The organism is Micromonospora avicenniae (assembly GCF_900156065.1).
GTDB lineage: Bacteria > Actinomycetota > Actinomycetes > Mycobacteriales > Micromonosporaceae > Micromonospora > Micromonospora avicenniae.
This window is the reverse complement of sequence record NZ_FTNF01000001.1, coordinates 426746-448620: the sequence shown is the minus strand read 5'-3', so window position 1 is coordinate 448620 and position 21875 is coordinate 426746. Positions and strand designations below refer to the sequence as shown.

General features: G+C 72.7%; 27 protein-coding genes. 19 read left to right on the top strand and 8 right to left on the bottom strand.

Translation table 11 applies throughout. The annotated features are described in order from the left end of the window. The first annotated feature begins 202 nt into the window (after nt 1-202). The 6 genes from BXA10_RS02130 (at nt 203) to BXA10_RS02110 (ending at nt 4734) form a co-directional block, all read left to right on the top strand. On the top strand, nt 203-1249 hold the full coding sequence (locus BXA10_RS02130) for a hypothetical protein (RefSeq protein ID WP_076466904.1): 1047 nt from the start codon (nt 203-205) through the stop codon (nt 1247-1249). Nucleotides 1250-1380: 131 nt separating this feature from the next. After that, nucleotides 1381-2169 (top strand): LmeA family phospholipid-binding protein, encoded by a 789-nt coding sequence (locus BXA10_RS02125; RefSeq protein WP_076466902.1) that lies wholly within the window; start codon nt 1381-1383, stop codon nt 2167-2169. A gap of 85 nt (nt 2170-2254) precedes the next feature. Next, nucleotides 2255-2332 (top strand): Ms5788A family Cys-rich leader peptide, encoded by a 78-nt coding sequence (locus BXA10_RS32525; protein WP_311202345.1) that lies wholly within the window; start codon nt 2255-2257, stop codon nt 2330-2332. 206 nt (nt 2333-2538) lie between these two features. After that, nucleotides 2539-3387, top strand: coding sequence for a sulfurtransferase (locus tag BXA10_RS02120; protein ID WP_076466900.1), 849 nt, complete (start codon nt 2539-2541; stop codon nt 3385-3387). 3 nt (nt 3388-3390) lie between these two features. Continuing rightward, a complete protein-coding gene (locus BXA10_RS02115; RefSeq protein WP_076466898.1) occupies nt 3391-3723 on the top strand; it encodes a DUF1416 domain-containing protein in 333 nt (110 codons plus the stop codon). A 138-nt stretch (nt 3724-3861) separates the two neighbouring features. Beyond that, entirely contained in the window at nt 3862-4734 is an 873-nt protein-coding gene (locus BXA10_RS02110; RefSeq protein WP_076466896.1) for a hypothetical protein, read from the top strand. Between the two features lie 88 nt (nt 4735-4822). Here BXA10_RS02110 and BXA10_RS02105 read toward each other — a convergent pair whose 3' ends face one another. The 3 genes from BXA10_RS02105 to BXA10_RS02095 form a co-directional block, all read right to left on the bottom strand. Then, nucleotides 4823-6874, bottom strand: coding sequence for an amylo-alpha-1,6-glucosidase (locus BXA10_RS02105; protein WP_076466894.1), 2052 nt, complete (start codon nt 6872-6874; stop codon nt 4823-4825). Continuing rightward, nucleotides 6871-7254 (bottom strand): SCP2 sterol-binding domain-containing protein, encoded by a 384-nt coding sequence (locus tag BXA10_RS02100; RefSeq protein WP_076466892.1) that lies wholly within the window; start codon nt 7252-7254, stop codon nt 6871-6873. Before BXA10_RS02100 ends, BXA10_RS02105 begins: the two co-directional genes overlap by 4 nt. Before the next feature lie 91 nt (nt 7255-7345). Continuing rightward, nucleotides 7346-7720 carry a DsrE family protein gene (locus BXA10_RS02095; RefSeq protein WP_076466888.1) on the bottom strand — a complete coding sequence of 125 codons (375 nt, stop codon included), beginning with the start codon at nt 7718-7720 and terminating at the stop codon, nt 7346-7348. 12 nt (nt 7721-7732) lie between these two features. Between BXA10_RS02095 and mtfM the strand changes: the two genes are divergently transcribed. Then, the gene (gene mtfM, locus BXA10_RS32385) at nt 7733-7837 is read left to right on the top strand and encodes a small membrane protein MtfM (RefSeq protein WP_267900765.1); all 105 of its coding nucleotides are present in this window, start codon (nt 7733-7735) and stop codon (nt 7835-7837) included. 55 nt (nt 7838-7892) lie between these two features. Further along, on the top strand, nt 7893-8498 hold the full coding sequence (locus BXA10_RS02090) for a heme-binding beta-barrel domain-containing protein (RefSeq protein WP_076466885.1): 606 nt from the start codon (nt 7893-7895) through the stop codon (nt 8496-8498). 67 nt (nt 8499-8565) lie between these two features. Here the strand turns inward: BXA10_RS02090 and BXA10_RS02085 are convergent, their stop codons facing one another. Beyond that, nucleotides 8566-9420, bottom strand: coding sequence for an aminotransferase class IV (locus BXA10_RS02085; RefSeq protein ID WP_076466883.1), 855 nt, complete (start codon nt 9418-9420; stop codon nt 8566-8568). Between the two features lie 90 nt (nt 9421-9510). On the opposite strand from BXA10_RS02085, the gene BXA10_RS02080 reads away from it, so the two are divergent. From BXA10_RS02080 to BXA10_RS02065, 4 genes are all read left to right on the top strand, one after another. Beyond that, entirely contained in the window at nt 9511-9915 is a 405-nt protein-coding gene (locus BXA10_RS02080) for a Fur family transcriptional regulator (protein WP_076466881.1), read from the top strand. After that, nucleotides 9912-11024 carry a CAF17-like 4Fe-4S cluster assembly/insertion protein YgfZ gene (ygfZ, locus tag BXA10_RS02075; RefSeq protein ID WP_076466879.1) on the top strand — a complete coding sequence of 371 codons (1113 nt, stop codon included), beginning with the start codon at nt 9912-9914 and terminating at the stop codon, nt 11022-11024. The genes BXA10_RS02080 and ygfZ overlap by 4 nt, the downstream gene beginning before the upstream one ends. 22 nt (nt 11025-11046) lie before the next feature. Then, nucleotides 11047-11874 carry a beta-keto acid cleavage family enzyme gene (locus BXA10_RS02070; protein WP_076466876.1) on the top strand — a complete coding sequence of 276 codons (828 nt, stop codon included), beginning with the start codon at nt 11047-11049 and terminating at the stop codon, nt 11872-11874. Nucleotides 11875-11967: 93 nt separating this feature from the next. Next, complete coding sequence (locus tag BXA10_RS02065) at nt 11968-12927, top strand: asparaginase (protein ID WP_175649080.1); 960 nt, start codon at nt 11968-11970, stop codon at nt 12925-12927. 775 nt (nt 12928-13702) lie between these two features. On the opposite strand, the gene BXA10_RS02060 is transcribed toward BXA10_RS02065, so the two are convergent. Beyond that, the gene (locus tag BXA10_RS02060; protein ID WP_076466872.1) at nt 13703-14500 is read right to left on the bottom strand and encodes an alpha/beta fold hydrolase; all 798 of its coding nucleotides are present in this window, start codon (nt 14498-14500) and stop codon (nt 13703-13705) included. A 112-nt stretch (nt 14501-14612) separates the two neighbouring features. Between BXA10_RS02060 and BXA10_RS02055 the strand changes: the two genes are divergently transcribed. The 5 genes from BXA10_RS02055 (at nt 14613) to BXA10_RS02035 (ending at nt 17962) form a co-directional block, all read left to right on the top strand. Continuing rightward, the gene (locus tag BXA10_RS02055; protein WP_076466870.1) at nt 14613-15194 is read left to right on the top strand and encodes a helix-turn-helix domain-containing protein; all 582 of its coding nucleotides are present in this window, start codon (nt 14613-14615) and stop codon (nt 15192-15194) included. After that, nucleotides 15191-15943 (top strand): hypothetical protein, encoded by a 753-nt coding sequence (locus BXA10_RS02050; protein ID WP_076466868.1) that lies wholly within the window; start codon nt 15191-15193, stop codon nt 15941-15943. The genes BXA10_RS02055 and BXA10_RS02050 overlap by 4 nt, the downstream gene beginning before the upstream one ends. Before the next feature lie 71 nt (nt 15944-16014). After that, on the top strand, nt 16015-16329 hold the full coding sequence (locus tag BXA10_RS02045; protein WP_076466865.1) for a DUF2516 family protein: 315 nt from the start codon (nt 16015-16017) through the stop codon (nt 16327-16329). Then, nucleotides 16326-17213: an alpha/beta fold hydrolase gene (locus BXA10_RS02040; protein ID WP_076466862.1), complete on the top strand. Its 888-nt coding sequence runs from the start codon at nt 16326-16328 to the stop codon at nt 17211-17213. Before BXA10_RS02045 ends, BXA10_RS02040 begins: the two co-directional genes overlap by 4 nt. Nucleotides 17214-17224: 11 nt before the next feature. Further along, a complete protein-coding gene (locus tag BXA10_RS02035; protein ID WP_076466859.1) occupies nt 17225-17962 on the top strand; it encodes an alanyl-tRNA editing protein in 738 nt (245 codons plus the stop codon). A 17-nt stretch (nt 17963-17979) separates the two neighbouring features. Here the strand turns inward: BXA10_RS02035 and BXA10_RS02030 are convergent, their stop codons facing one another. Further along, complete coding sequence (locus BXA10_RS02030) at nt 17980-18609, bottom strand: CGNR zinc finger domain-containing protein (RefSeq protein WP_076466857.1); 630 nt, start codon at nt 18607-18609, stop codon at nt 17980-17982. Nucleotides 18610-18677: 68 nt separating this feature from the next. Here BXA10_RS02030 and BXA10_RS02025 point away from each other — a divergent pair, with 68 nt between their 5' ends. Beyond that, a complete protein-coding gene (locus BXA10_RS02025) occupies nt 18678-19127 on the top strand; it encodes a VOC family protein (RefSeq protein ID WP_076466854.1) in 450 nt (149 codons plus the stop codon). 17 nt (nt 19128-19144) lie between these two features. Here the strand turns inward: BXA10_RS02025 and BXA10_RS02020 are convergent, their stop codons facing one another. Further along, nucleotides 19145-19825, bottom strand: coding sequence for a nucleotidyltransferase domain-containing protein (locus tag BXA10_RS02020; protein WP_076466852.1), 681 nt, complete (start codon nt 19823-19825; stop codon nt 19145-19147). Nucleotides 19826-19900: 75 nt separating this feature from the next. On the opposite strand from BXA10_RS02020, the gene BXA10_RS02015 reads away from it, so the two are divergent. After that, nucleotides 19901-20815, top strand: a complete 915-nt coding sequence (locus BXA10_RS02015; protein WP_076466851.1) for an SDR family oxidoreductase — start codon at nt 19901-19903, stop codon at nt 20813-20815. A 49-nt stretch (nt 20816-20864) separates the two neighbouring features. Here the strand turns inward: BXA10_RS02015 and BXA10_RS02010 are convergent, their stop codons facing one another. Next, entirely contained in the window at nt 20865-21872 is a 1008-nt protein-coding gene (locus BXA10_RS02010; RefSeq protein ID WP_076466849.1) for a helix-turn-helix transcriptional regulator, read from the bottom strand. Nucleotides 21873-21875: the final 3 nt, after the last annotated feature.

Sequence of the window (21875 nt, the reverse complement as noted above, 5' to 3'; positions counted from 1 at the left end):
AACTAGCGTGGGTCCCGGCGTCTCTGACGGGCGGGGTAACGGCACGAGCCTAACCGATCGGTCTTCCCGCACCCTCTGGAAAGTTTTCCGTTTGTTCGGTTTGCCCGCGTTAGGGGCTTAGGTTTTAACGTTGCCGAAACCGTGACCGCCGTACCCCGGGCGGGGCCTCGGCTCCGCGCGGCCGGTCTGGCACGATCGGGACGTGTTTCCCTCCACCTCGCCCGAGACCGGCCGTGACTCGTGGTCCGACGGGCCCCGGCCCGGGTCGCCCTACGGTCCGCCGCCGGAGCCGCGTAGCGCGCCGGACGTCGACGGCGGTGAGCGCCGCGAGCGCCGTGGCCCCCGCCGGATCCGCCGCGGCGGTGAGCCGGCCCGGAGACCGGACGACGCGACGGTCGAGCCGGACGAGGAGGAGCTGCCGCCGGTCGAGGTCCGGCGGCCGCTCTCGCTCGCCACCGCTGGCTTCTCGCTGCTACTCGGGATCGGCCTGGTGCTCGGGGCGCAGACCTCCGGGCCGGGGCACCGGCTGCCCTTCGCGATCATCATTCTCGGCGTCCAGCTGCTCTTCGTGCTGGCCTGGACGATGGCCATGCGGCCGCCCGCGCTGCTGCTGGTCGCCCTGGTCAGTGTCGGGGTCGCGGTGGCGGCCGACGCCGCGGCGGTGCAGTCCGGGGTCGCCGGGCTGGCGCCGCTCGGCTACGTCGCGGCCGGCGGTTTCATCCTCGGCGTGCTCGGCCAGTTGGTGCGCCGGGTCGATCGGGTGCGGGTCACCGACTCGCTCGGCAGCACCCTGCTGATCGTGGTCGGCGTGGTCGCCTTCGGCACGCTGATCGTCCTGAGCCGGGTCCCGGCGGGCACCCAGGCCATCACCGTCTGCCTGACCGCCAGCGGCGTCGCGCTCACCGTCGCCCGGGCCGTCGACGCGGTGGCGCCCTGGCCCCGGCTCGCCCCGCAGGTGCCCAGGGGCGCCGCCGGCGTGGTCGGCGGCGCGATGGTCGGTACGCTGGTAAGCGCGGTGCTCGGCAGCTACCTCGTCACCCCCTTCACGCCGACCAAGGCCGCGATCATCGGCCTGGTCGCGGCCGTCGCCGCGGTGCTGGCCGACCTCGCCGTGGGTTACGCGGAAGCGGGCCGGCTGATGGCCGGTGAGGCGCCGACGATGTGGGTCGCCCGGCACATGCAGGGCCCGTTGGGCGGCTTCGCGTTGGCCGCCCCGGCCGCGTACGCGATGTGCATGCTCTTCCTCTGAACGTACGGTTGAGTTCGATGCCGCCCGGGTACCAAGCGGGCGCCGCGGCGCGGCACCGGTGACGACGAGCCGTCGCGACTTCGCGGGCGTGACAGGACGAGCCGCGAAGCGGCGTACCGACAGGAGGCGGCGTGGCCCAGGCCCAACCGGCGTATGTGGAACGTCCCCGGCGACGGGGTCGCCGGGCGCTCGTCGTGCTCGTCGTCCTGCTCCTGCTGCTGGTCGGGATCCTGGTGGTCGCCGACCGGGTGGCCGTCGGGGTGGCCGAGCGCGCCATCACCGATCAGGTCCGCCAGGAGGTGGCCAAGCAGGGCGCCCAGTCCGCGCCGCCGGAGGTGGAGGTCGGCGGCTTCCCGTTCCTCACCCAGGTGCTGAACGGCCGGTACGAGCGCATCTCGATCGTGCTGCGCGAGGTCCGCGGCTCGGTGCAGGGCGACGCGATCAGCCTGCCGAAGCTCGACGTGGACGCCCGTCAGGTCAGCGCCTCGCTGGACACCATCCGCTCCGGGCAGGGTGAGGTGGTCGCCGAGACGGTGCACGGCACCGCCACCGTCAGCTACGACAGCCTGGCCGCCCTGCTCGACCGGCCCGGGCTCAAGCTCAGCGAGAAGGGCGGGAAGCTGGGCGTCACCGCGCCGGTGGACGTCCTCGGCCAGCAGCTCACCGTCACCGGCACCGCCGACGTGGCGATCAGCGAGCAGGGCAAGGTCAGCCTCCGCTTCAACGACCTGAACGCCGAGGGGCTGCCGAACGTCCCGGTGGCGCGTACGTTGCTGAACAACTACGCCCGCAGCATCTCGATCGACGTGCCCCTGCCCGAGCTGCCGTTCCAGCTTGCCGTTCGCGAGGTCCGGCCGACGCCGGACGGGCTGGCGGTCACCGCCGACGCGACAAACGTGCCCATCAACTCCGCGGGCTGACCCCGCGGGACGTGCACGGCGGCCGGTTCCCGGATGCTGGTCGGTGCCCTGGCGTCCGGAAAGATGGCTGATAGGCTCGCTGTCCATGGGGACTCTCCTCACCAAACGGCGCGCGGTCGACCTGTGCCGCGTGGCCACCTGCCTGTGTCGTCCCGTCATCTGACGGCGGGGCTGTCCTCGGCCGCCTGACGCGGCCATCGGCCCGCAGGGTCCGCGTACCCTCCGGTGCTCCCACCCCATCCGCCCGGCAGCGGCGCCGTCGCACGAACCCGTGATCCGTCCTAACCGTGGGTCCCGCGCGTGGTGCGACATCGACAACCTTCGCTCTTCGCGCTGGCTCACCACCCATCCTCACCAGGGAGTGATCTGATGAGTCGCGACACCGCACTCGTGTCGGCCGATTGGGCCGAGAAGAACCTCGACACCCCGGGAGTCGTCTTCGTCGAGGTCGACGAGGACACCTCCGCCTACGACACCGGCCACCTCGCCGGGGCGATCAAGCTGGACTGGAAGACCGACCTGCAGGATCCGGTACGCCGGGACTTCGTGAACAAGAACCAGTTCGAAGCGCTGCTCTCCGAGCGTGGGATCGGAAACGACGACATCGTCGTGCTGTACGGCGGCAACAACAACTGGTTCGCCGCGTACGCCTACTGGTACTTCAAGCTCTACGGTCACCGCGAGGTCAAGCTGCTCGACGGTGGTCGCAAGAAGTGGGAACTGGACGCCCGCCCGCTGGTCAAGGACGTGGCGACCCGTCCCGCCACCCGGTACGTCGCGCAGGAGCCGGACACCTCGATCCGCGCCTTCCGCGACGAGGTGGTCGCCGCCATCGGCACCAAGAACCTGGTCGACGTGCGGTCCCCCGACGAGTACGCGGGCCGGCTGCTCGCCCCCGCCCACCTGCCGCAGGAGCAGGCGCAGCGGGCCGGGCACATCCCGACCGCGCTCAGCGTGCCGTGGTCGAAGGCGGCCAACGAGGACGGCACCTTCAAGTCGGACGACGAACTGCGCAAGATCTACGCCGACGCGGGGCTGGACGACGGCAAGGAGACCATCGCGTACTGCCGGATCGGCGAGCGCTCCTCGCACACCTGGTTCGTGCTGCAGGAGCTGCTCGGGCATCGCAACGTGAAGAACTACGACGGCTCCTGGACCGAGTACGGCTCGCTGGTCGGCGTGCCGGTCGCGCTCGGCGACGAGCCGGGGGAGGTGTGAGACGTGACTGCTCCTGTTGCTTCCACCGCTGCGGGCTGCGCCGCACCCGACCAGGCCGCGCCCCTGCCGGCCAACCTGGACCTGGAGAAGGAGACCGTGATCAGCGGCGTCGTCCGCGCCGCCGAGGGTGAGGTCGTGCCCGGCGCGTACGTCCGGCTGCTCGACTCGACCGGCGAGTTCACCGCCGAGGTGGTGACCTCGGCGGCCGGGCAGTTCCGCTTCTTCGCGGCGCCGGGCACCTGGACCCTGCGTGCGCTCTCCCGGCACGGCAACGGTGACACCACCGTGACCGTCGGCCGGGGCATCACCGAGGTGTCCGTCGCCGTCGCCTCCTGACCCGCGCTCTGATCGTCCGGGGCCGGTCACCCACGCGGGTGGCCGGCCCCGGCCGTACCCGGGCCACTACCGGCCGCCGGGCGGTCCCACCATCGACGCGGGTCCGGATCGTCGGGCACCGCGTGACACGATGGCTCGGTGAGCGGTGCTGTCCAGACGGGGTACGCCCCGCCGACCGGTCCTGACGCGCCGGCCCCCAATCGTCGCCGCTGGCTGCTGGCGGCGACCGTCGCGTGGGCGCTGCTGCTCGCCGCGCTCGCTTGGACGTCGGTGCACGACGACCCGCCGACGGTGCGCGAACAGCGCACCCTCTCCGAGGCGGGCGCACTGGTCGACCGGGTCGTGGGTGAGCTGGTCGCGGCCGCCGGCGCCAACGTGCTGGAGCTGGCGCCGCCGCAGGTCGAGCGGGGCTGCCGGGTCACCCCGTTGGCCGAAGGCGCGACCCTGACCCGGAGCGTGTCGGTGGCCGCGACCGAAGGTGACGAGCGGCAGCTGCTGGAGGGGATCGCCGATCGCCTGCCGGCCGGCTGGCGGGCCGGGGTGCGGACGACGCCGGACGGGCTGCGGCTGCGCGCCGATGCCGGCGAGTTCGTCGCCGTCACGGGACGCGCCGCGGGCGAGCGGCGGTTCCAGCTGACCGTCGACACCGGCTGCCGGTTGGTCGGTGCCGGATACCCGCCCACCGGGGGCGACGCCGGCGAGGCGAGCACCACGACGCCCGGGGCCGAGGTGGCCGCGCTCGCCGACGCTCAGCGCGCCCTCAATGGCTCCGTCGAGGCGGCCCCCGAGCTGGTGACCGCGCCCTGCCCCGGCGGTGGCCTCGCCCGTACCGCCCGCTCCGCCGGCGAGCCCGGCCCGGCGGTCCCGGCCACCGCACTCGCCCCGCTCGCCACGGGCGGCCCGATGCTCGAAACCGTGGAGGCGTACGCCTACCGCACGGGCCGGACCGTCGTCCTGGCCGACGCCGCAGCCGACGACCCGCATCTGGCCGCCACCACCGGCTGCCCCTGACCCTCCCGTCGGCTGCCGGGTGACCACGAGTTCGTCGCCCAGGTGGCGGTGCCTCCCGGTCGACGGGCGAGTCGCCCGGCGAACGAGGTCAGGGACGGCGGCCGTCCAGCGGGGTGCGACTACGACCGAGGGCGTCGACCGTGCCCCAGCGCCCCGGGATGTCGAGCAGCTCGATGCGGCCCATGCCCTCCGGAACGGCCGGGTCGATCACGAGATGCTCGCCCTGCGGTTCGAGGCCGAGCATGACCCGCAGCAGCAACAGCGGCGTGCCGGTCGACCAGGCCTGCGGGCTGGACGCGGTCGGGTACCGCACCGGGAAGTCGGTGAGGCTGCGCTCGTACCCGGCGAACGCCTCGGGCAGCCGGCCGTTGAAGTAGCGGGAGGCGGCGAGCATCGCGTCGCAGATCCGACCTGCCTCCTCCCGGTAGCCGTACCGGTGCAGTCCCCAAGCGATGATCGAGTTGTCGAACGGCCAGACCGTGCCCACGTGGTAGCCGATGGGGTTGTAACGCCCCTGGTCGTCGGCGAGGGTACGGACGCCCCAGCCGGAGAAGAGCCGCGGCCCGAGCAGGTGGTCGACGATCCGCCCGGCTCGCGTCTCGTCCACGATGCCGCTCCAGAGCAGGTGGCCGATGTTGGAGGAGAGGGCGTCCACCTGGCGGCCGTCGCCGTCGAGCGCGAGCGCGAAGTACTCCTTCTCCGGGATCCAGAAGTCACGGTTGAACCGCTCCTTGAGCTGCGCCGCCTCGCGTTCGAGCCGGTCGGCGTACTCCGGGTCGTTCCAGAACTTGCGGGCGAGCCGGGCTCCCCGCATCTTCGCGTCGTAGGCGTAGCCCTGGAGCTCGCAGGTGGCCCGGGGGAAGCCGGGCAGCCGCCCGTCCGAGAACGAGATCGAGTCCGGGGAGTCCTTCCAGCACTGGTTCTGCAAACCGGTCTGCGGGTTGCGGGTCTGGAACCAGATGTAGCCGGTGCCGAGCAGGTCGCCGTAGGTGTCGATCCAGCCCAACGCCGCCCGGGCCGCCGATTCGAGCAGCAGCACGAGCTGGCTGTCGCCGGTCCACCGTTCGTACTCGTCGAGCAGGATGACGAAGAGCGGCGTGGCGTCGGCGGAACCGTAGTACGGGGAGTGGGGCTGCTCCTCGAAGCCGGCCGACTCGCCGTACCGGAGCTCGTGCAGGATCTTCCCCGGCTCCTCGTCCCGGAAATCGTCCACCCGATGCCCCTGTAGACCGGCCAGGATCTGGAGGGTGGGCGGGACCAGCTCGGGCAGGAACGGCAGCACCTGGAGCGAGGTGAACATGCTGTCCCGGCCGAAGAGGGTCATGAACCAGGGCAGCCCGGCGGCGAGCAGGCGGACGCCGAGAGCGATCGACTCGTAGCGCAGGGCGGCGAGGTCGTCGAGGCTCTGCCGGTACGCGGTGGCGAGCGGCTCGCAGTCGCAGCCGAGTTTCGGTGCCCGTTCGATGAGCTCGCTCTGTTCGGCCTCGATGGCGGCCATGTCCCGGCTGCCGCCGTACCGCAGGCTGGCCCGAATGTCCTCGCCGCGTGCGCCGTACACGACGGTCGCCACGTGCAGCCGCGTGGTCCACTCGCCGTGCCGGTCGACGCGGACGTGGAAGGTCATGCCGGCCACGTCGATGTCGGCCGGTTCGCTGGTGGTGATCACTGTTTCCCGGTGGAACGCCTCGCGGCGATAGATCAGGCGGAGTTCGTCGCCGTTCACCATCGCCGTCGCCCGGCCCTTCTTCTGCCGGGGACTCTTGACCTCGAAGAGGTCGGCGAAGTCGGCGCCGATGTCGAGCCGCAGCCGGAACTCGACCTGCTCTCCCGAGTGGTTGAGCACTGTCAGTTCCTCGTTGAAGCTGCCACCGATGGCACGGCTGCGGATCACCGACACCTTGGCGTCCAGGTAGTGGGTCGGCTCGCCGGGGGCCAGGAAGAACCGGGTGCGGTAGGACCGGGCGTCGTCGATCGAGAGTGGGTGCAGGCGTTCCCCGTCGAGGGTGAGCAGCCAGGTGGAGAGGAAGCGGGTGTCGAACGAGAACAGGCCGGTGGGGAAGTCGAAGGAGGGTTCGACGTCGCCGCGCTGGTCAGTCACCAGGAAGGTGTTGCCGTCCAGGATGCTGACCAGGTCGTTCACGCCGGCCGCCCAGCCTGCTGCCGAGCCACCTCGCGGGGGTCACGGGTGCCCGGGGGGTCGGGGAAGAACCTGCGGAAGACGAGGAAGAGCACGACGTTCCCGCTGAACGTGCTCTCGTTGCGCAGCACCGCGGCGATGCCCTGTGCCTGCCCCCGCACCATCCGCTCGAAGAGGTCCGCGCTGCTGTACCAGATGGCGTCGGCCGGGCCGCGCTGGCGGCTCACCATCACCGCGCCGGGCCGCATCATGACCAGCCAGTGTTCGGTCACGCCTCCGGTCACGGAGAGATCGATCTGGAGGGTGCCGCTCACCAGCCCGCGCAGGATCTCGGGAGCGCGCGCCGGCAGCGATTCGAAGAACCGCTCGATGGCCTCGCTCACAGCAGAAGCGTAGGCAGCAACCCGGCATTTCGGGCGGGTATCAGATCTGGTCACCGAGCCGGTGACGGGAGAACGGTCTTGCGGGGCGCGGTCAGTAGACGAGCGCCTGCGCGCCCTCCGCCATCGCCTCCTCGACGAAGACCGCCGCGCCGGCGATCCGTACGCCCGGCAGCACGTCGTCGGGGCCGATCTCCCGCCGGGCGGCGCACTGGGTGCAGGCGGTCACCGTGCCGGTGGTGAGCACCACGTGCAGCAGTTCGGCCAGCGGGGCCGAGTGCGGCAGCTCGAACTCCTCGGCGCGGCCGGGCAGCGCGAACCAGGTCGATTCGCCGGTCAGCCAGAGCGAGACCTCCACCCCGGACGCGGCAGCCGCGGCAGCGACCGTGAACGCCTGGGCGCACCGCTCCGGCGCGTCCGCACCCGCGGTGGCCTTGACGACGAGAGTACGGGCCATGGGGCCCAGCATAGGATGGCCGCGATGGTTACCGAGATCGGGTTCGTCAGCCTGCTGGTCGCCGGCCTGGGCGCGCTCGCCGGTGGCCTCATCTACTTGGCCGTACGCATTTCGAGAGGTAACTGGTGAGCGCGAGGAGTGAGCCGGGTTTGCGAGCCCCGCAGTCGCGAGCGAAGGAGATCCGGTGAGCGCGAACCCGTCGGACGACAACCCGCTGGCGCCGCCGCCGTGGCTGAACGCGCCGCCGGTCGACCCGTACCCGTACGAGGAGAGCCACGACCTGCGGGTCGGCCCGAAGCTGCACCCGACGCTGGACGGCCTGCTGCCGTACATCGGGGTGTGGCGGGGCCGCGGGCGGGGCGGTTACCCCACCATCGAGGACTTCGACTTCGCGCAGGAGATCCGGATCAGCCACGACGGGCGTCCGTTCCTGTTCTACGAGTCGCGCGCGTGGGTCCTCGACGAGCAGAGCCGCCCGGTGCGCCCGGCCGGCCGGGAGGTGGGCTGGTGGCGCCCGGTGCTCGACGGTGAGCGGGCCACCGACGAGCTCGAGGTGCTGATGACGAACCCGACCGGGGTGATGGAGCTGTACCTCGGGCGGCGTAACGGGACCCAGGTCGAGCTGGTCACCGACGCGGTGGTGCGGACGTCGACCGCCAAGGAGGTCACCGCCGGTCACCGCCTCTTCGGCATCGTCGAGGGCGCGCTGCTCTACGCCCAGGAGATGGCGGCCGTCGGCCAGGGGCTCAACCCGCACCTCTCCGCCCGTCTCGTCCGCGTCGGCGGCTGACCCCCACCTCCGTCGATCACGAGGGTGACGGGCCCGCCGGCAGCGGAGGCGCCCGTCAACCTCGTGATCACGTCTGCTCGACGGGGAATCCCAGGAGTTCCTGGAGGGCGCGCGTGTTCGGGGACGGGGGACGGGGGTTGCCGTCCAGCGCGGTCACCTCGACGAGGCCGCGTACCGACGAGGTGAACCAGACGCCGTCGGCGGCGTGCAGCTCGGCCGGGGTGACCAGCCGTTCGTCGGCGGTGAGATCCAGGTCGGCCGCGTGCGCCAGCAGCCAGCCGGCGGTGGTGCCGGGCAGGATGCCGGTGCTGGCGGCCGGCACCGTGCGGAGAGTGCGGCCGACCAGCCACACCAGGTTCGCGGTCGGTCCCTCCAGGGCGTACCCGTCGGAGGAGATCCAGAGAACGTCCTGCACACCGGCCCGGCGCGCCCAGCGCCGGGCGGCCGTGCTCGCCGCGAACGACGTCGACTTGATGCCCGCGGGCAGCCAGTCCAGCGCGGTACGGGATGCCGCGGGCACGCCGAGCGGCAGGCTGGCCACCGTGATTCCGGTCACCCGGGCGCGGCGGGCCGCCGCCGGGACCTCGGTGAGCGTGGCGTACACGGTCGGCGGACCGCCGCTTTCCGGACCCCGGGTGCAGACCAGCCGCAGTGCGCCCTCCACCCCGGCCGGCCAGCCCGCCCGGACCGCGTCGAGCAGCCCGACCAGGACGGCCCGAGGCGGCAGCGTCAACTCGACGGCCGAGGCGGCCCGGAACATCCGGTGCAGGTGCTCGTCCCGCAGCCACGGCATCCCGTCGCGGAGGTGCATCGTCTCGAAGAGCCCGTCGCCGTGCAGCACGCCCAGGTCGTCGCCGCGCAGTACCGGATCATCGACGGACATGGCGTTGCGCCCCAGCACCGCGATCCTGGATGCCACCATGACCGCCGAGCGTAGCGGCGGAACAGGTGAGCCGGGATCGGCCTGACGGCGAACTATGATCGGACGGTGTCCGAGTCCTCCCTCGCGGAAATGCTCCGCTCCCGCGGCCTGCGGCTGACGGCGCAGCGGCAGCTCGTCCTGCAGGCGGTGCTGGACCTCGGGCACGCCACGCCGGAGCAGGTGCACACCGCGGTCCGCGAGGTGGCCGCGGGGGTGAACATCACCACCATCTACCGCACGCTGGAGCTGCTGGAACGGCTCGGCCTGGTGACCCACACGCACCTCTCGCACGGCTCGCCGACCTACCACACGGCTGGTGAGCACCAGCACGTCCACCTCGTCTGCCGCAACTGCGGCGGGATCGACGAGTTCGACCCCGAGTTGATCCGGCCGCTCGCCGACCAACTCGCCAGGCAACGTGGTTTTCGGGTGGACATCGGGCACGTGTCACTCTTCGGTGTCTGCGGCAGCTGCGAGAACGGGGACCAGGGATGATCGACATCGCGGGCGCGGTGGCCGTCGAGAGCATCGACGAGGCCAGCCGCGACCAGCCCGAGCCGGCGCACGCCGCGGCCGGGGTGCGCGGGGTCGCCGCGCACTACGGCGATCCGATGCGGGAGCAACGTGCGCTGGACACCGCCGTGGGCCTGGTGGACCGGTCGCATCGCGGGGTGATCGCGGTGCCCGGCGAGGAGCGGGCGAGCTGGCTGCACACGCTGACCTCGCAGCACCTAGCCGACCTCGCCGCCGGTGAGGGGACGGAACTGCTGGTGCTCTCCCCGCACGGGCACATCGAGCAGCACGCCCTGGTCGCCGAGGACGGTGTGACCACCTGGCTGGACACCGAGCCCGGCGCCACCACCGGGCTGCTGTCGTACCTGGAGCGGATGCGCTTCTTCAGCAAGGTCGAGCCGCGTGACGCGACAGCGGATCACGCGCTGCTCTCCCTGGTCGGGCCGGAGGCGTCCGGGGCGCTCGAGACGCTCGGCGTGACCGGACTGGCGGCACCCGACGCGGTCGCGGTACCCGGTCCGAAGTTCCGTCGCGGCGAGGTGCCTCCACGGCCCACCGCACGGTACGCGGTGCGGCCGCTGCCCGCCGGTGGCTGGGCCCGCCGGGTGCCGCTCGGGGTGGACCTGCTCGTACCTCGGGAGACGATGGACCAGGTGGTCGCCGAGCTGCGTGGAGCGGGCGTGCCGGTCGCCGGGCTGTGGGCGTACGAGGCGATCCGGGTGGCCGCCCGGCGGCCCCGGGTCGGGGTGGACACCGACCACCGGACGATTCCCGCCGAGGTGAACCTGATCGGCCCGGCGGTGCACCTGGACAAGGGCTGCTACCGGGGCCAGGAGACGGTGGCCCGGGTACACAACCTGGGGCGGCCGCCGCGTCGCCTCGTCCTGCTGCATCTGGACGGGGTGAGCACCGACCAGCCGCCGGCCGCCGGCACCCCGGTGACGCTCGACGACCGTGCGGTCGGCTTCGTCGGCACCGCCGTGCACCACTACGAGCTGGGTCAGATCGCCCTCGCGGTGGTCAAGCGCAACGTCCCCGAGGATGCCCGCCTCATGATCGGAAACATCGCGACCGCCATCGACCCGGACTGACCTCGGCGTCTACGATCCCGGCATGACCACAGGGACGTTGATCACGGTTGCCCCGACCGGCGCGGAGTCGGCCAAGGCGGAGGTTCCGGCGCTGCCGGTGACTCTCGACGAGTTGCTGCTCACCGCGAAGGAGTGCGAGGCGCTCGGGGCCGCCGTGATCCACGTCCACATCCGGGACGGCGAGGCGAAGCCGACCCTCGACCTGGGCCGGCTGCGCGACACGGTGGCGGCGCTGCGGGAGCGCACCGATCTGATCGTCCAGCTCTCCTCCGGTGGCGCGGTCACCGACCCGGAGTCGGACCGGCTCGCGGTGCTCGACGCCGCACCCGACATGGCCTCCTGCACGATGGGCACCGTCAACTTCGGTGACGACGTCTTCCTCAACCGCTGGGAGTTCATCGTCGACCTGCACACCCGCATGCAGGAGCGCGGCATCGTGCCGGAGTACGAGATCTTCGATCTCGGCCACCTGACCGCGCTCCAGCGCCTGCTCGGCAAGTACGGCCTGCCGCACGGCGGGCACGTGCACGTCGACTTCGTGATGGGCGTGCCCGGGGGGATGCCGGGCAACACCGAGACGCTGGTCGCCGCGCGGCAGATGCTGCGGGACCTGCCGGAGGGCACCACCTTCTCGGCCACCGGCATCGGTCGCAGCACCCTCCCGGTCCTGCTCGCCTCGCTCTCCGCTGGTGGGCACCTGCGCGTCGGCATGGAGGACACGGTCACGTACGCCAAGGGGCGGCCGGTGGAGTCCAACATGCAGCTGGTCGCCCGGGCGGTCGGCTTCGCGCAGCTCGCCCAGCGCCCGCCGCTCACCACCGTCGAGGCCCGCGAGCTACTCGGCCTGTAAGGCCAGCCCCGTTCGGCACTCCTGTCACAGATTGCCGGACGACCTGGTCACCCGGGCGTCGGAGGCCACCGTCGCGTCGGTACCGTCCACAGCGTGGCAAAGACGTACGAGGGCGGCGCGCCGCTCGCCGAGGTGATCCGGTCGGAGTTCGTTGAGGGGGTGCACCGCGGGTCGGTCGTGGTGCTCGACGCGTCGGGGGCGACAGTCGCCGCCGCCGGGGACGTCACCTCGGCGATCTTCCCCCGCTCCTCCAGCAAGCCCATGCAGGCGATCGGAATGCTCCGCGCCGGTCTGTCGCTGAGTGACCCCGCCGATCTGGCGCTCGTCTCGGCGAGCCACGCGGGTGAGGAGTTCCACCTGGAGCGGGTCGGCGCGTTGCTAGCCCGGGCCGGGCTGGACGAGTCGGCGCTGCACTGTCCGCCCGACCTGCCGGTCGGGGAGGCGGCCCGGGAGGCGGTGCTACGCGCCGGGGGCGGGCCCACCCGGATCCAGATGAACTGCTCCGGCAAGCACAGCGGGATGCTGCTCACCTGCCTCGCCGCGGGATGGCCGCTGGACGGTTACTGGCGGCCGGAGCATCCGCTCCAGCAGCGGCTGCGGGAGTCGATCGAGGAGTTCACCGGCGAGGAGGTGGCGGCCGTCGGCGTCGACGGGTGCGGCGCGCCGGTGCTCGCGGTCTCGCTGACCGGACTGGCCGGGGCGTTCCTCCGGGTCGTCTCTGCCGAGGTCGGCTCGCTGCCGCGCACGGTGGCCGACGCCATGCGGGCGTACCCGGAGATCGTCGGCGGTACGCAGGCCGACGACACCCGGCTGATGCGTGGCATCCCGGGTCTGCTCGCCAAGGTCGGCGCGGAGGGCGTGATCGCCGCGGCGCTTCCCGGCGTGGGTGCGGTCGCCCTGAAGATCGACGACGGTGCCGCCCGCGCCCGAATGCCGGTGCTGGTCTCCGCGCTGCGCCGGCTCGGCGTCGACGCGCCGGTGCTCACCGAGTACGCCGAGGTGCCGCTCTTCGGCGGGGGCGTGCCGGTCGGTGCGGTCCGTCCGGTCTGGTAGCACCGGAAACCGCAGGCCACACTCCGGCTCGGCGCGGTTTCGATGGGCTCCGCGTTGTTCGGCGAGCCCGGCCCGGCCTGGCCCGCCCTGGCTCGGCCTGGCCTGGCTCGGCCTGGCCTGGCTCGGCCTGGCCTGGCTCGGCCTGGCCTGGCTCGGCCCGGCTCGGCTCGGCTCCGCCTGGCCTGGCTCGGCTCGGCTCGGCCCGGCTCGACTCGGCCCGGCCCGGCTCGGCCTGGCCCGCTCGGCGCGGACCCGCTTGACCCGGCTTGGCTTGACCGGCCCCCACTTGGCCCGGCACGGCTTGGCCAGGTTCGGCTCGGCCCGACACACATACATAGGTCCGTGAAAGCGTGATACCCGAGAGGCATATTTATGCCTCTCGGGTATCACGCTCGACTGCTATCTGGCCTGCCTTCCCCCGCCGTGCCGTGCCGGCCCCGCCGTGCCGTGCCGGCCGTGCCGTGCCGCGCTGGGCCGGCCGTGCCGTGCCGGCCGTGCCCTGCCGGCCGTGCCGTGCCGGCCGTGCCGGGCCGCGCCGTGCCGTGCCGCGCTGGGCCGGCCGCGTCGCGCTGGGCCGTCCGGGCCACGTCCGTGCTGGGCGTTGCGCGCCGTGCCGAGCCGTGCTGGGCGTTGCGCGCAGCGTCGGCCGGGCCGGGCGAGCGGTGTTGCTCGCTCTGAGCCGGGGTGCTCACCGGCCGGGGGTGCTGGCGTCACCGGGACTGGCGTGCCCTGACCGCGTACCGGTCGAGGGGCGCGGTGCCGGCGTGTGCGCGCGTCAGGCCAGGAAGTCGAGCAACGCCTTGTTGATCGGCTCCGGACGCTCCAGTGGGGCCAGGTGGGCGGCGTCCGGCACGTCCGGCATCCGTACGCCCTGCGGTGCCTCGGCGGCGATGCGGTCGGCGAGCCGGCGGAGGTCCGCGACGTCATGGGTGCCGGTGCCGACCAGCACGGGTACGGCCAGCTCGGCGAACCGGTCGATCGCCGGTGGGTCCAGCTCGCCCACCTCGACGGCGCTGAGCGCCTGTTCGGCCGCGAGGGCGCGCTGGTCCATCTCCTCGGCGAAACGGATCAGCTCGGGGTCGACGTCCTCCGGTCGGCGGGTCGGGCCCACCACCCAGAACCGCACCTCGCCGGCGGCGGTGGCCGCGAAGTCCTCCGGGTCGACGTCGCCGACCAGGTCCTCCCAGAGCTGCTCGGTCTCCTCGGACCATTCGTTGCCGGAGACGGGCGCGCCGAAGAGTGCCAGCGCGGAGACCCGGTCGGGGTGGGCGAGCGCGGTGTCCACGGCGACCCGGCCGCCGAACGAGCAGCCGACGAGCGCGGCGCGGGGCAGGCCGAGCGCGTCCAGCAGGCCCGCCACGTCGTCGTGGTGGGCGAACGGCGCCGGCGGCAACTCGGACTCGCCGTAGCCGCGCAGGTCCACGGCCAGCACCCGGTACCGGGTGGACAGCGCGTCGATCTGCGCCCGCCACATCCGCCGATCCGCGATGCCGGCGTGCAGCAGCACCACCGGGTTGCCGGCGCCCGCGTCGTCGTACGCCAGCATGGCGCCGTTCACTTCGATCTTGGTCATCGGAGCACCGTAGGCAGGAGGCGGTCGATCAGGCAAGCTGATTGCTGAGATGCCGCTAACTTCGGCAAGCGTTTTGCTTGCAGTAGCTAGCACTCCGGGCTACCGTCGGGTCATGGCCACCGGCAAGGACCTTCCCGACATCGGCGGGTTCATTCGCGACCTGCGGCGCAACGCGAAGATCTCGCTGCGTCAGCTCGCCGAGCAGGCGGGAGTCAGCAACCCGTACCTCAGCCAGATCGAACGCGGCCTGCGCAAGCCGAGTGCCGAGGTGCTGCAGCAGCTCGCCAGCGCCCTGCGGGTCTCGACCCCGGCGATGTACCTGCGGGCCGGGCTGTTGGACGACAAGGAGGGGCACGGTGTGCTCGCCGCCATCGCCGTGGACCCCGACCTGACGATGGCTCAGAAGCAGTCCCTCAGCCAGATCTACGAAACCTTCCGCCGGGAGAACGTCCGCCTCGCCGAGGCGACCGCCGCCGCGGCCAACGAGCCACCCCCCGCCGCGGGGCAGCCGGCCACCCCGACGGAGTCGGCGGCACTGGTCAACCCCGCCGCCACCGGACCCACCACATCGGAGGGCACCCCTACCGAGGCTGTCCTCGAGTCGGTCACGGTCACCGAGGCCGGTCCCGCACCCGCCCCGCCGAGCATCCCCGAGAAGAAGGCCGCGGAGTCGGCCGAGGAGGAGACGTCATGACAGAGCCGAAGACCAACCGCATTCCGGCCCCGATCTACGCCGCCGCCGGTGCGGGCGAGCTGGCGCTCCAGCACCTGCGCAAGCTGCCCACCGTGGTGAGCGACCTCGGCACCCGGGTCGTCGCCGATCTCGGCGGCAAGGCCGTCGTCACCGGGTTCGAGCTGCGCGAGAAAGCCAACGAGACGCTGCGTACCGCCAGCGCCCTCCGGGAGAAGGCCGCCGCGGGCGACCTCGACCTGAACCGGCTGCGTGAGGTGGCCGACCTGGAGAAGCTGCGTGCGGTGGCCGACCTGGAGAAGCTGCGTGCGGCGGTCGACCCGGACAAGCTGCGTGCGGCGGCCACCCGCAACGCGGCAGCCGTCCTGGCCGGCGCGCAGGTCGCGCAGGAGCGGGCGCTCGCCGCGTACGGCGCGCTGGTCGCCCGAGGTGAGCGCGTGGTAGGCGCCGGCGTGCTGGAGGCCGCCGAGACGGTCAACGCCGACATCGAGGCGACCGAGTCCGACACCGAGCCGGCCCGGGTCGCCGCAAGGCCCGCCGAGGCGAACTCCACCGAGGTCACCGCCCCGGCCGAGGTGCCCAGCCCGGCCGACGTGGCGAAGATCGTCGAGGGTGAGCCGGCCGCCGTCGAGACCGAGGCCAAGGGCGCTCCGGTCAGGAAGCCCCGGGCCACCAAGGCGGCGAAGCCGGCCGAGACGCCGTCGGCGAAGCTGCCCCGGGCCACCAAGCGGACCCGCCCGGCCGCCGAGTAATCCACTGCGCCGGCGACCCCGGAGGCGTCCTTGTCGGACGTATCCGGGGTCGCCGACATAAGCTTGCCGTCATGGCCTACGCCGCGCCGATCTTCGCCTTCGAAGTCCGCACCGTGATCGAGCTCGTTCTGCTCGTCTTCGCGCTGATCATTCAAGGCGTCGCCCTGGTGCACGCCATCACCCAGCGGTCCGACGCCTTCAACGCCATCGGCACGCTGCCCAAGGGCGGCTGGATCGCGATCCTGGCGGTCTGTCTGGTGCTCACCCTGCTCGGCTTCGGTCCGATCAGCCTCTTCGGACTGATCGGCATCGCGGCCGCGCTCATCTACCTGCTCGACGTACGGGGCGGGCTGCGTGACATCAGCGACGGCAGAGGGTCTTGGTGAGAGGTTTCCGCTGGCCCCCGCCACCGGACGGCGGCCCGCGCACGTGGGGCCCCGGTCCCGGTGCTCCGCGGACCGGCCGTCCCGCCCTGCCCGAACCGGACACCGAACTGGTCGCCACGCCGCACGGCGTACGGCTGGAGCGGCTGGTCACCGGCGCCGGTGATCCGGTCACCGTGTTCGCGCACGGGCTGGGCAACGGCATCGCCACCACCAGGCCGTTCGGCAGCGGAGTCACCGGCCGCAAGGTCTTCTTCCAGTTCCGCGGGCACGGCCGTTCGGACGCGCCGCCCGGGACGTGGAGTTACGCCGACCTGGCCCGGGACGTCCGGGCGATCGCCGATCTCAGTGGCGCCACCCGCGCCTTCGGTGCCAGCCTCGGCGCCGGCGCGCTCTGCCGGTTGCTCTCGCAGAGCCCGGAGCGCTTCGAGCGGCTGGTGTTCTTCCTGCCCGCCGTGCTCGACCGTCCGCGCGGCGAGGTGGCCCGGCAGCGGCTCACCGCGTTGCTCGACGCGGTCGAGAGCGGGGACGCCTCGGCGGTCGCGGAGGCGGTCAGCGTCGAGCTGCCGGCCGCGATCCGTAACACGCCTGCCGGGTGGGCGTACCTGCGTCAGCGGCTGGACCAGCTGCTCCGCGACGGGCTCGCTCCCGGGCTGGCGAGCCTCCCGGAGCAGGTCGCCCTGCCTGACGCTGCGGTCCTGTCGGCGGTCGCCGCGCCCGCGTTGGTGATCGCCTGCGCAGGCGACGACCTGCACCCGGTGGAGGTCGCCGAGCAGCTCGCGGCCGCGCTCCCGCAGGCCACCCTGCACGTGTACGACCGGCCGAACATTCTCTGGACCGAACGCGCCGATCTGCGTGAGCGGATCTCCGGCTTTCTCAACGGGTAACCTGCCCTGGCATGGGTGTCACACATCACGGCCGGACGCACCGGCTGGACCTCGCCGACCCGACCCTGCGCGAGTGGGAGTGCACGGTGCTGCACGCCGACCCGGAGCAGGGCATCGTGCTCGACCGCTCGGCCTTCTACCCCGGCGGAGGTGGTCAGCCGCCCGACCACGGAGTGCTGCTCTGGCAGGGCGTACAGACCCGGATCGTCGGGACCCGCAAGGGCGACGACCTCTGGCTGATCCCCGCCGAGGGTGATCCGCTGCCGCCGGTGGGCAGCACGGTCACCGGCGCGGTGGAGGACGAGCGGCGTACCCGGCTGATGCGCACCCACTCCGGCCTGCACGTGCTCTGCGGTGTGGTGTTCCGAGACTTCGGCGCGCTGGTCACCGGCGGCAACATGGAACCCGGCGAGGCCCGGATGGACTTCAACCTTCCCGAGGTGCCGGCGGACTTCAAGGCGCGGATCGAGGAACTGGTCAACGCCGAGGTGGCCGCCGACCGGTCGGTGGTCGTCCGGGTGCTGCCCCGGGTGGAGGCGCTGGCGCTGCCGGACATCATCCGTACCCAGTCCAACCTCATTCCGCCGGACGAGCAGGAGGTGCGGATCGTGGACATCGTCGGGTTGGACGTGCAGGCCGACGGCGGCACCCACGTCGCCTCCACCGGGCACATCGGGAAGGTGCAAGTGGTCAAGGTGGAGAGCAAGGGCCGGGCGAACCGGCGCGTACGCATCCGGCTCGTCGACTGACCTGGTCCTTCGGGCGTTCAGTCGGCGGCGCGGCGGGCGCGCAGTGACCTGACCTTGTGGCGGTTGCCGCAGCGTTCCATCGAGCACCAGCGACGCTGGCCGGGGCGCGAGGTGTCCACGAAGACGAGGTAGCAGTTGTGGGCGCCGCACTCGCGGATCCGCCCGGCGTGCGGGCCGGTGAAGAGGTCGATCGCGTCCCGGGCGATGGTGGCGAGGGCCTGCCCGCCCCGCGCCGGGAGCGACCACTGCCGGGACCCTCCGGCGGTCAGTTCGGGGGCGAGGGGCGCCCCGGCCGCGACCTGGTTGAGCGTGGCCAGGTCGGCGGGGGTGGCGGCGAAGTCGGCGGGGTCGTCGGTCGGTGGCCCGCCGCCGGTACGCGCGCACACCAGGCGCCACAGCGCGTCCCGTAGCCGGCGGGCCGTGCTCAGCTCCTCGGGGTCGATCTCCAGCCGGTCGGGGTCGAGGCGAAGCCGGGACAGCGCGAGCCAGCCGGCCAGGTCGCCGGGGAGGTGCAGGGCCTCGTAGCGGCGGCCCACCGGGCCGGGCCCGCCGGTCGTGAGGAACTCCAGGCAGAGCGCACCCGGGTCGAAGCGGTAGCGGGTGCCGTTCCAGGAGACGAGGGTGAGTCCGCTTGTGTCGTCCGTCACGTAACCACTATAAAGGGTTACGTGGACGATCCGCGCTGGGCGGGTCGCCGAGCGGAGGTGCGGACGCGATGGCCCTGAACTGGAAGCTCGTCATCGACTGCGCGGACCCGATCGCGCTGGCCCGGTTCTGGGCGGCGGCGCTCGACTACGAACTGGAGGACAACAGCGTCCTCGTCGACCGGTTGGTCGAGACCGGTGCGATAGGCCCCGAGACGTACGTCGAGATCGACGGACGGCGTGCCTTTCGTCAGCTCGCCGCCGTGCGCCACCCGGACGACCCGGTCGACCCGGCCAGCGGCACCGGGCTCGGCCGCCGGCTGTTGTTCCAGGCCGTGCCGGAGCCCAAGCAGACGAAGAACCGGCTGCACATCGACCTGCACGCCGGCCCGGCCGACCGTGAGGTGACGGTGAAACGGCTGACCGCGCTCGGTGCGACAGTGCTGCGCGAGGTCGACGAGTACGGCAGCCGGCACACCACCATGGCCGACCCCGAGGGCAACGAGTTCGACGTGCAGTGACCCGGCACGCCGTGGCGTCAGCGCGGCAGGTGGGCGGCGCGGACGTCGAGCAGCCAACGCTCCACGGTCGCCTCGTCGGGACGGTCCGGCAGCGGGGTGCGGACGCGGGCGAAGTCCTGCTCGGCCTCGGCGAGCAGCGCCCGGGCCGCGTCCAGCTCGCCACCGGCGACCCGTTCACCGAACGTCCGGAACCACTGCGGGTCCTCGAGCCGGATCTCCAGCACGCCGCTCGCGTAGAGCTTCCGCCCCTGGTGCACCAGCCGGGCCAGGTGGCGGGCGTGCTTGGCGGTCCTGCGGCGCACCTCGGCGGAGGACGTGCCGTCGCCGCGTGCCTCCAACTTCCGGAACTGCTGGGACGCGTACCCGAGGTAGGCGTCGCGGACCCGGGGCGCGCTGAGGAACGCCGACCGGATGGAGACGAGCCGCTCGCCGAACCCGGTACGCGTCTCGTAGCACTCCTCGGGCAGCCAGGCCAGCTCGGTGGCGGTCGGGTTGGCGCTCAGGGCGAGGCGGCACCACTTCCGGGCCTCGTGCAGCGTCACGTCGGGATCGGTGGTGACCACCGAATCGCGCGGCGGGTGCAGGCCGTGGAAGGCGACAGTGGGCGCGGCGAAGATCCCGATCCGGTCGGTGTCCGAGCCCGGCCCGGCCAGCCCGTACGCGACCGAGCCGACGATGCCGGAGAGCAGCAGGTGCATGCGGGGATCATGACGGACGGCAGCCGATCGGAAAACCGGACTTTTGCTGTCAGGTATCGGTGACAGTCTCGCCGTATGACGAAACCGCTGACAGGAAAGGTCGCTCTCGTGGCCGGGGCGACCCGCGGAGCAGGCCGGCAGATCGCCGTCCAGCTCGGCGCGGCCGGGGCCACCGTCTACGCCACCGGTCGCAGCAGCAGGGCCGGCCGATCGGAGATGGACCGCCCGGAGACGATCGAGGAGACCGCCGAACTGGTCACCGCCGCCGGCGGCGAGGGCATCGCCGTGGTGGTCGACCATCTGGTCCCCGAGCAGGTGCGGGACCTGGCCGCCCGGATCGACGCCGAGCAGGGCCGCCTCGACGTGCTGGTCAACGACATCTGGGGCGGTGACCCATTCGTCACCTGGCACGAGCCGGTCTGGAAGCAGCCGCTGGAGACCGGTCTGCGTACGCTGCGGCTCGCCGTCGACACCCACATCATCACCAGCCACTTCGTGCTGCCACTGTTGATCCGCCGGCCCGGCGGGCTGGTGGTCGAGATCGGCGACGGGACGAAGGCGTACAACGACGAGAACTACCGGCTCTCGGTCTTCTACGACCTGGCGAAGGTCTCGGTGAACCGGCTCGCCTTCGTCTGGTCCCACGAGTTGAAGCCCCACGGCGGCACCGCTGTCGCGCTCACGCCCGGCTGGATCCGTTCGGAGTCCATGCTTGAGCACTTCGGGGTCACCGAGGAGAACTGGCGCGACGGGGCGGCCAAGGATCCGCACTTCCTCATCTCGGAGACGCCGGCGTTCGTCGGTCGCGCGGTGGCCGCCCTGGCCGCTGACGAGGACAGGGTCCGCTGGAGCGGCCGGTCCCTCTCCGCCGGCGAGCTGTCCCAGGTGTACGGCTTCACCGACGTCGACGGCAGCCGGCCGGACGCCTTCCGCTACATCAGTGAGGTGGTCGACGCCGGCAGGCCCGCCGACGTCACCGGCTACCGCTGACCGGCTGAACGGCGACGTCCCCGGCTAACGCCGACCGGCGACGCCCCGGCTACCGCCGACCGTCCGCGCTCGGCGGGGCCGGGTCCGGATCGGTGTAGAGCCGGCTCATCTGCTCGGCGGCCCCGGCCATCCGGGTGCGCAGCTCCGGCGGGTCGAGCACCTCCACCTCCGGGCCGAGTGCGAGCAGTTGGGCGTACGCCACCTCGACGGACTCGACGGGCAGCCGCAGCACCACCCGGCCCTGCCCGTCGGGGCCGTCGGCGGCGGCGACGGCCTCGTCGTACACGAAGGGAGCGTCGACGAGGTGCCGGAGCGCGCGCAGGCCGGCGGCGCTCAACCGCACGGTTACCTCGGCCCGGAGCATGCTCCGCAGGAACGCCTCGGCCTGCTCCCGCCAGTACGCGGCCAGGTCGAAGCTCTCGTCCCGGTCGAACGTCCCGGTGTCGACCTCGACGTCGGTGACCCGATCGACCCGGTACGTCCGGTGGTCGTCGCCGGCCCGGCCGACCAGATACCAGGTGCCGCTCTTGAGCACCAGGCCGTACGGGGCCAGCTGCCGGACGACCTCCCGGTCGCCGCGCCGGTAGCGCAGCCGGACCGTGCGGTCCTGCCAGACGGCTCCCGCCAGCTCGGTGAGCCACGGCGGTGGGCCGGCCTCCCGGAACCAGCCCGGCACGTCCAGGTGGAATCGCTGCCCGGTGCGGGCGGGTGCGTCGCGCAGGCTCGCCGGGAGCGCGGCGAGCAGCTTCAGCTCGGCGGACGCGACCGCGTCGGCGAGCCCCATGTCGCCGGCCGGCCCGGGCAGCCCGGCGAGGAAGAGCGCCTCCGCCTCGCCCCGGGTCAGCCCGGTAAGCCGGGTCCGGTAGCCGCCGAGCAGGCGGTAGCCGCCGGCCCGGCCCCGGTCGGCGTAGACCGGCACCCCGGCGGCCGAGAGCGCCAGCACGTCCCGGTAGACGGTCCGCTCGGAGACCTCCAGTTCCCTGGCCAGCTCGGCCGCCGTCATCGTCTCCCGTGCCTGTAGCAGCAGTACCAGGGAGATCAACCGGGACGCGCGCACCCG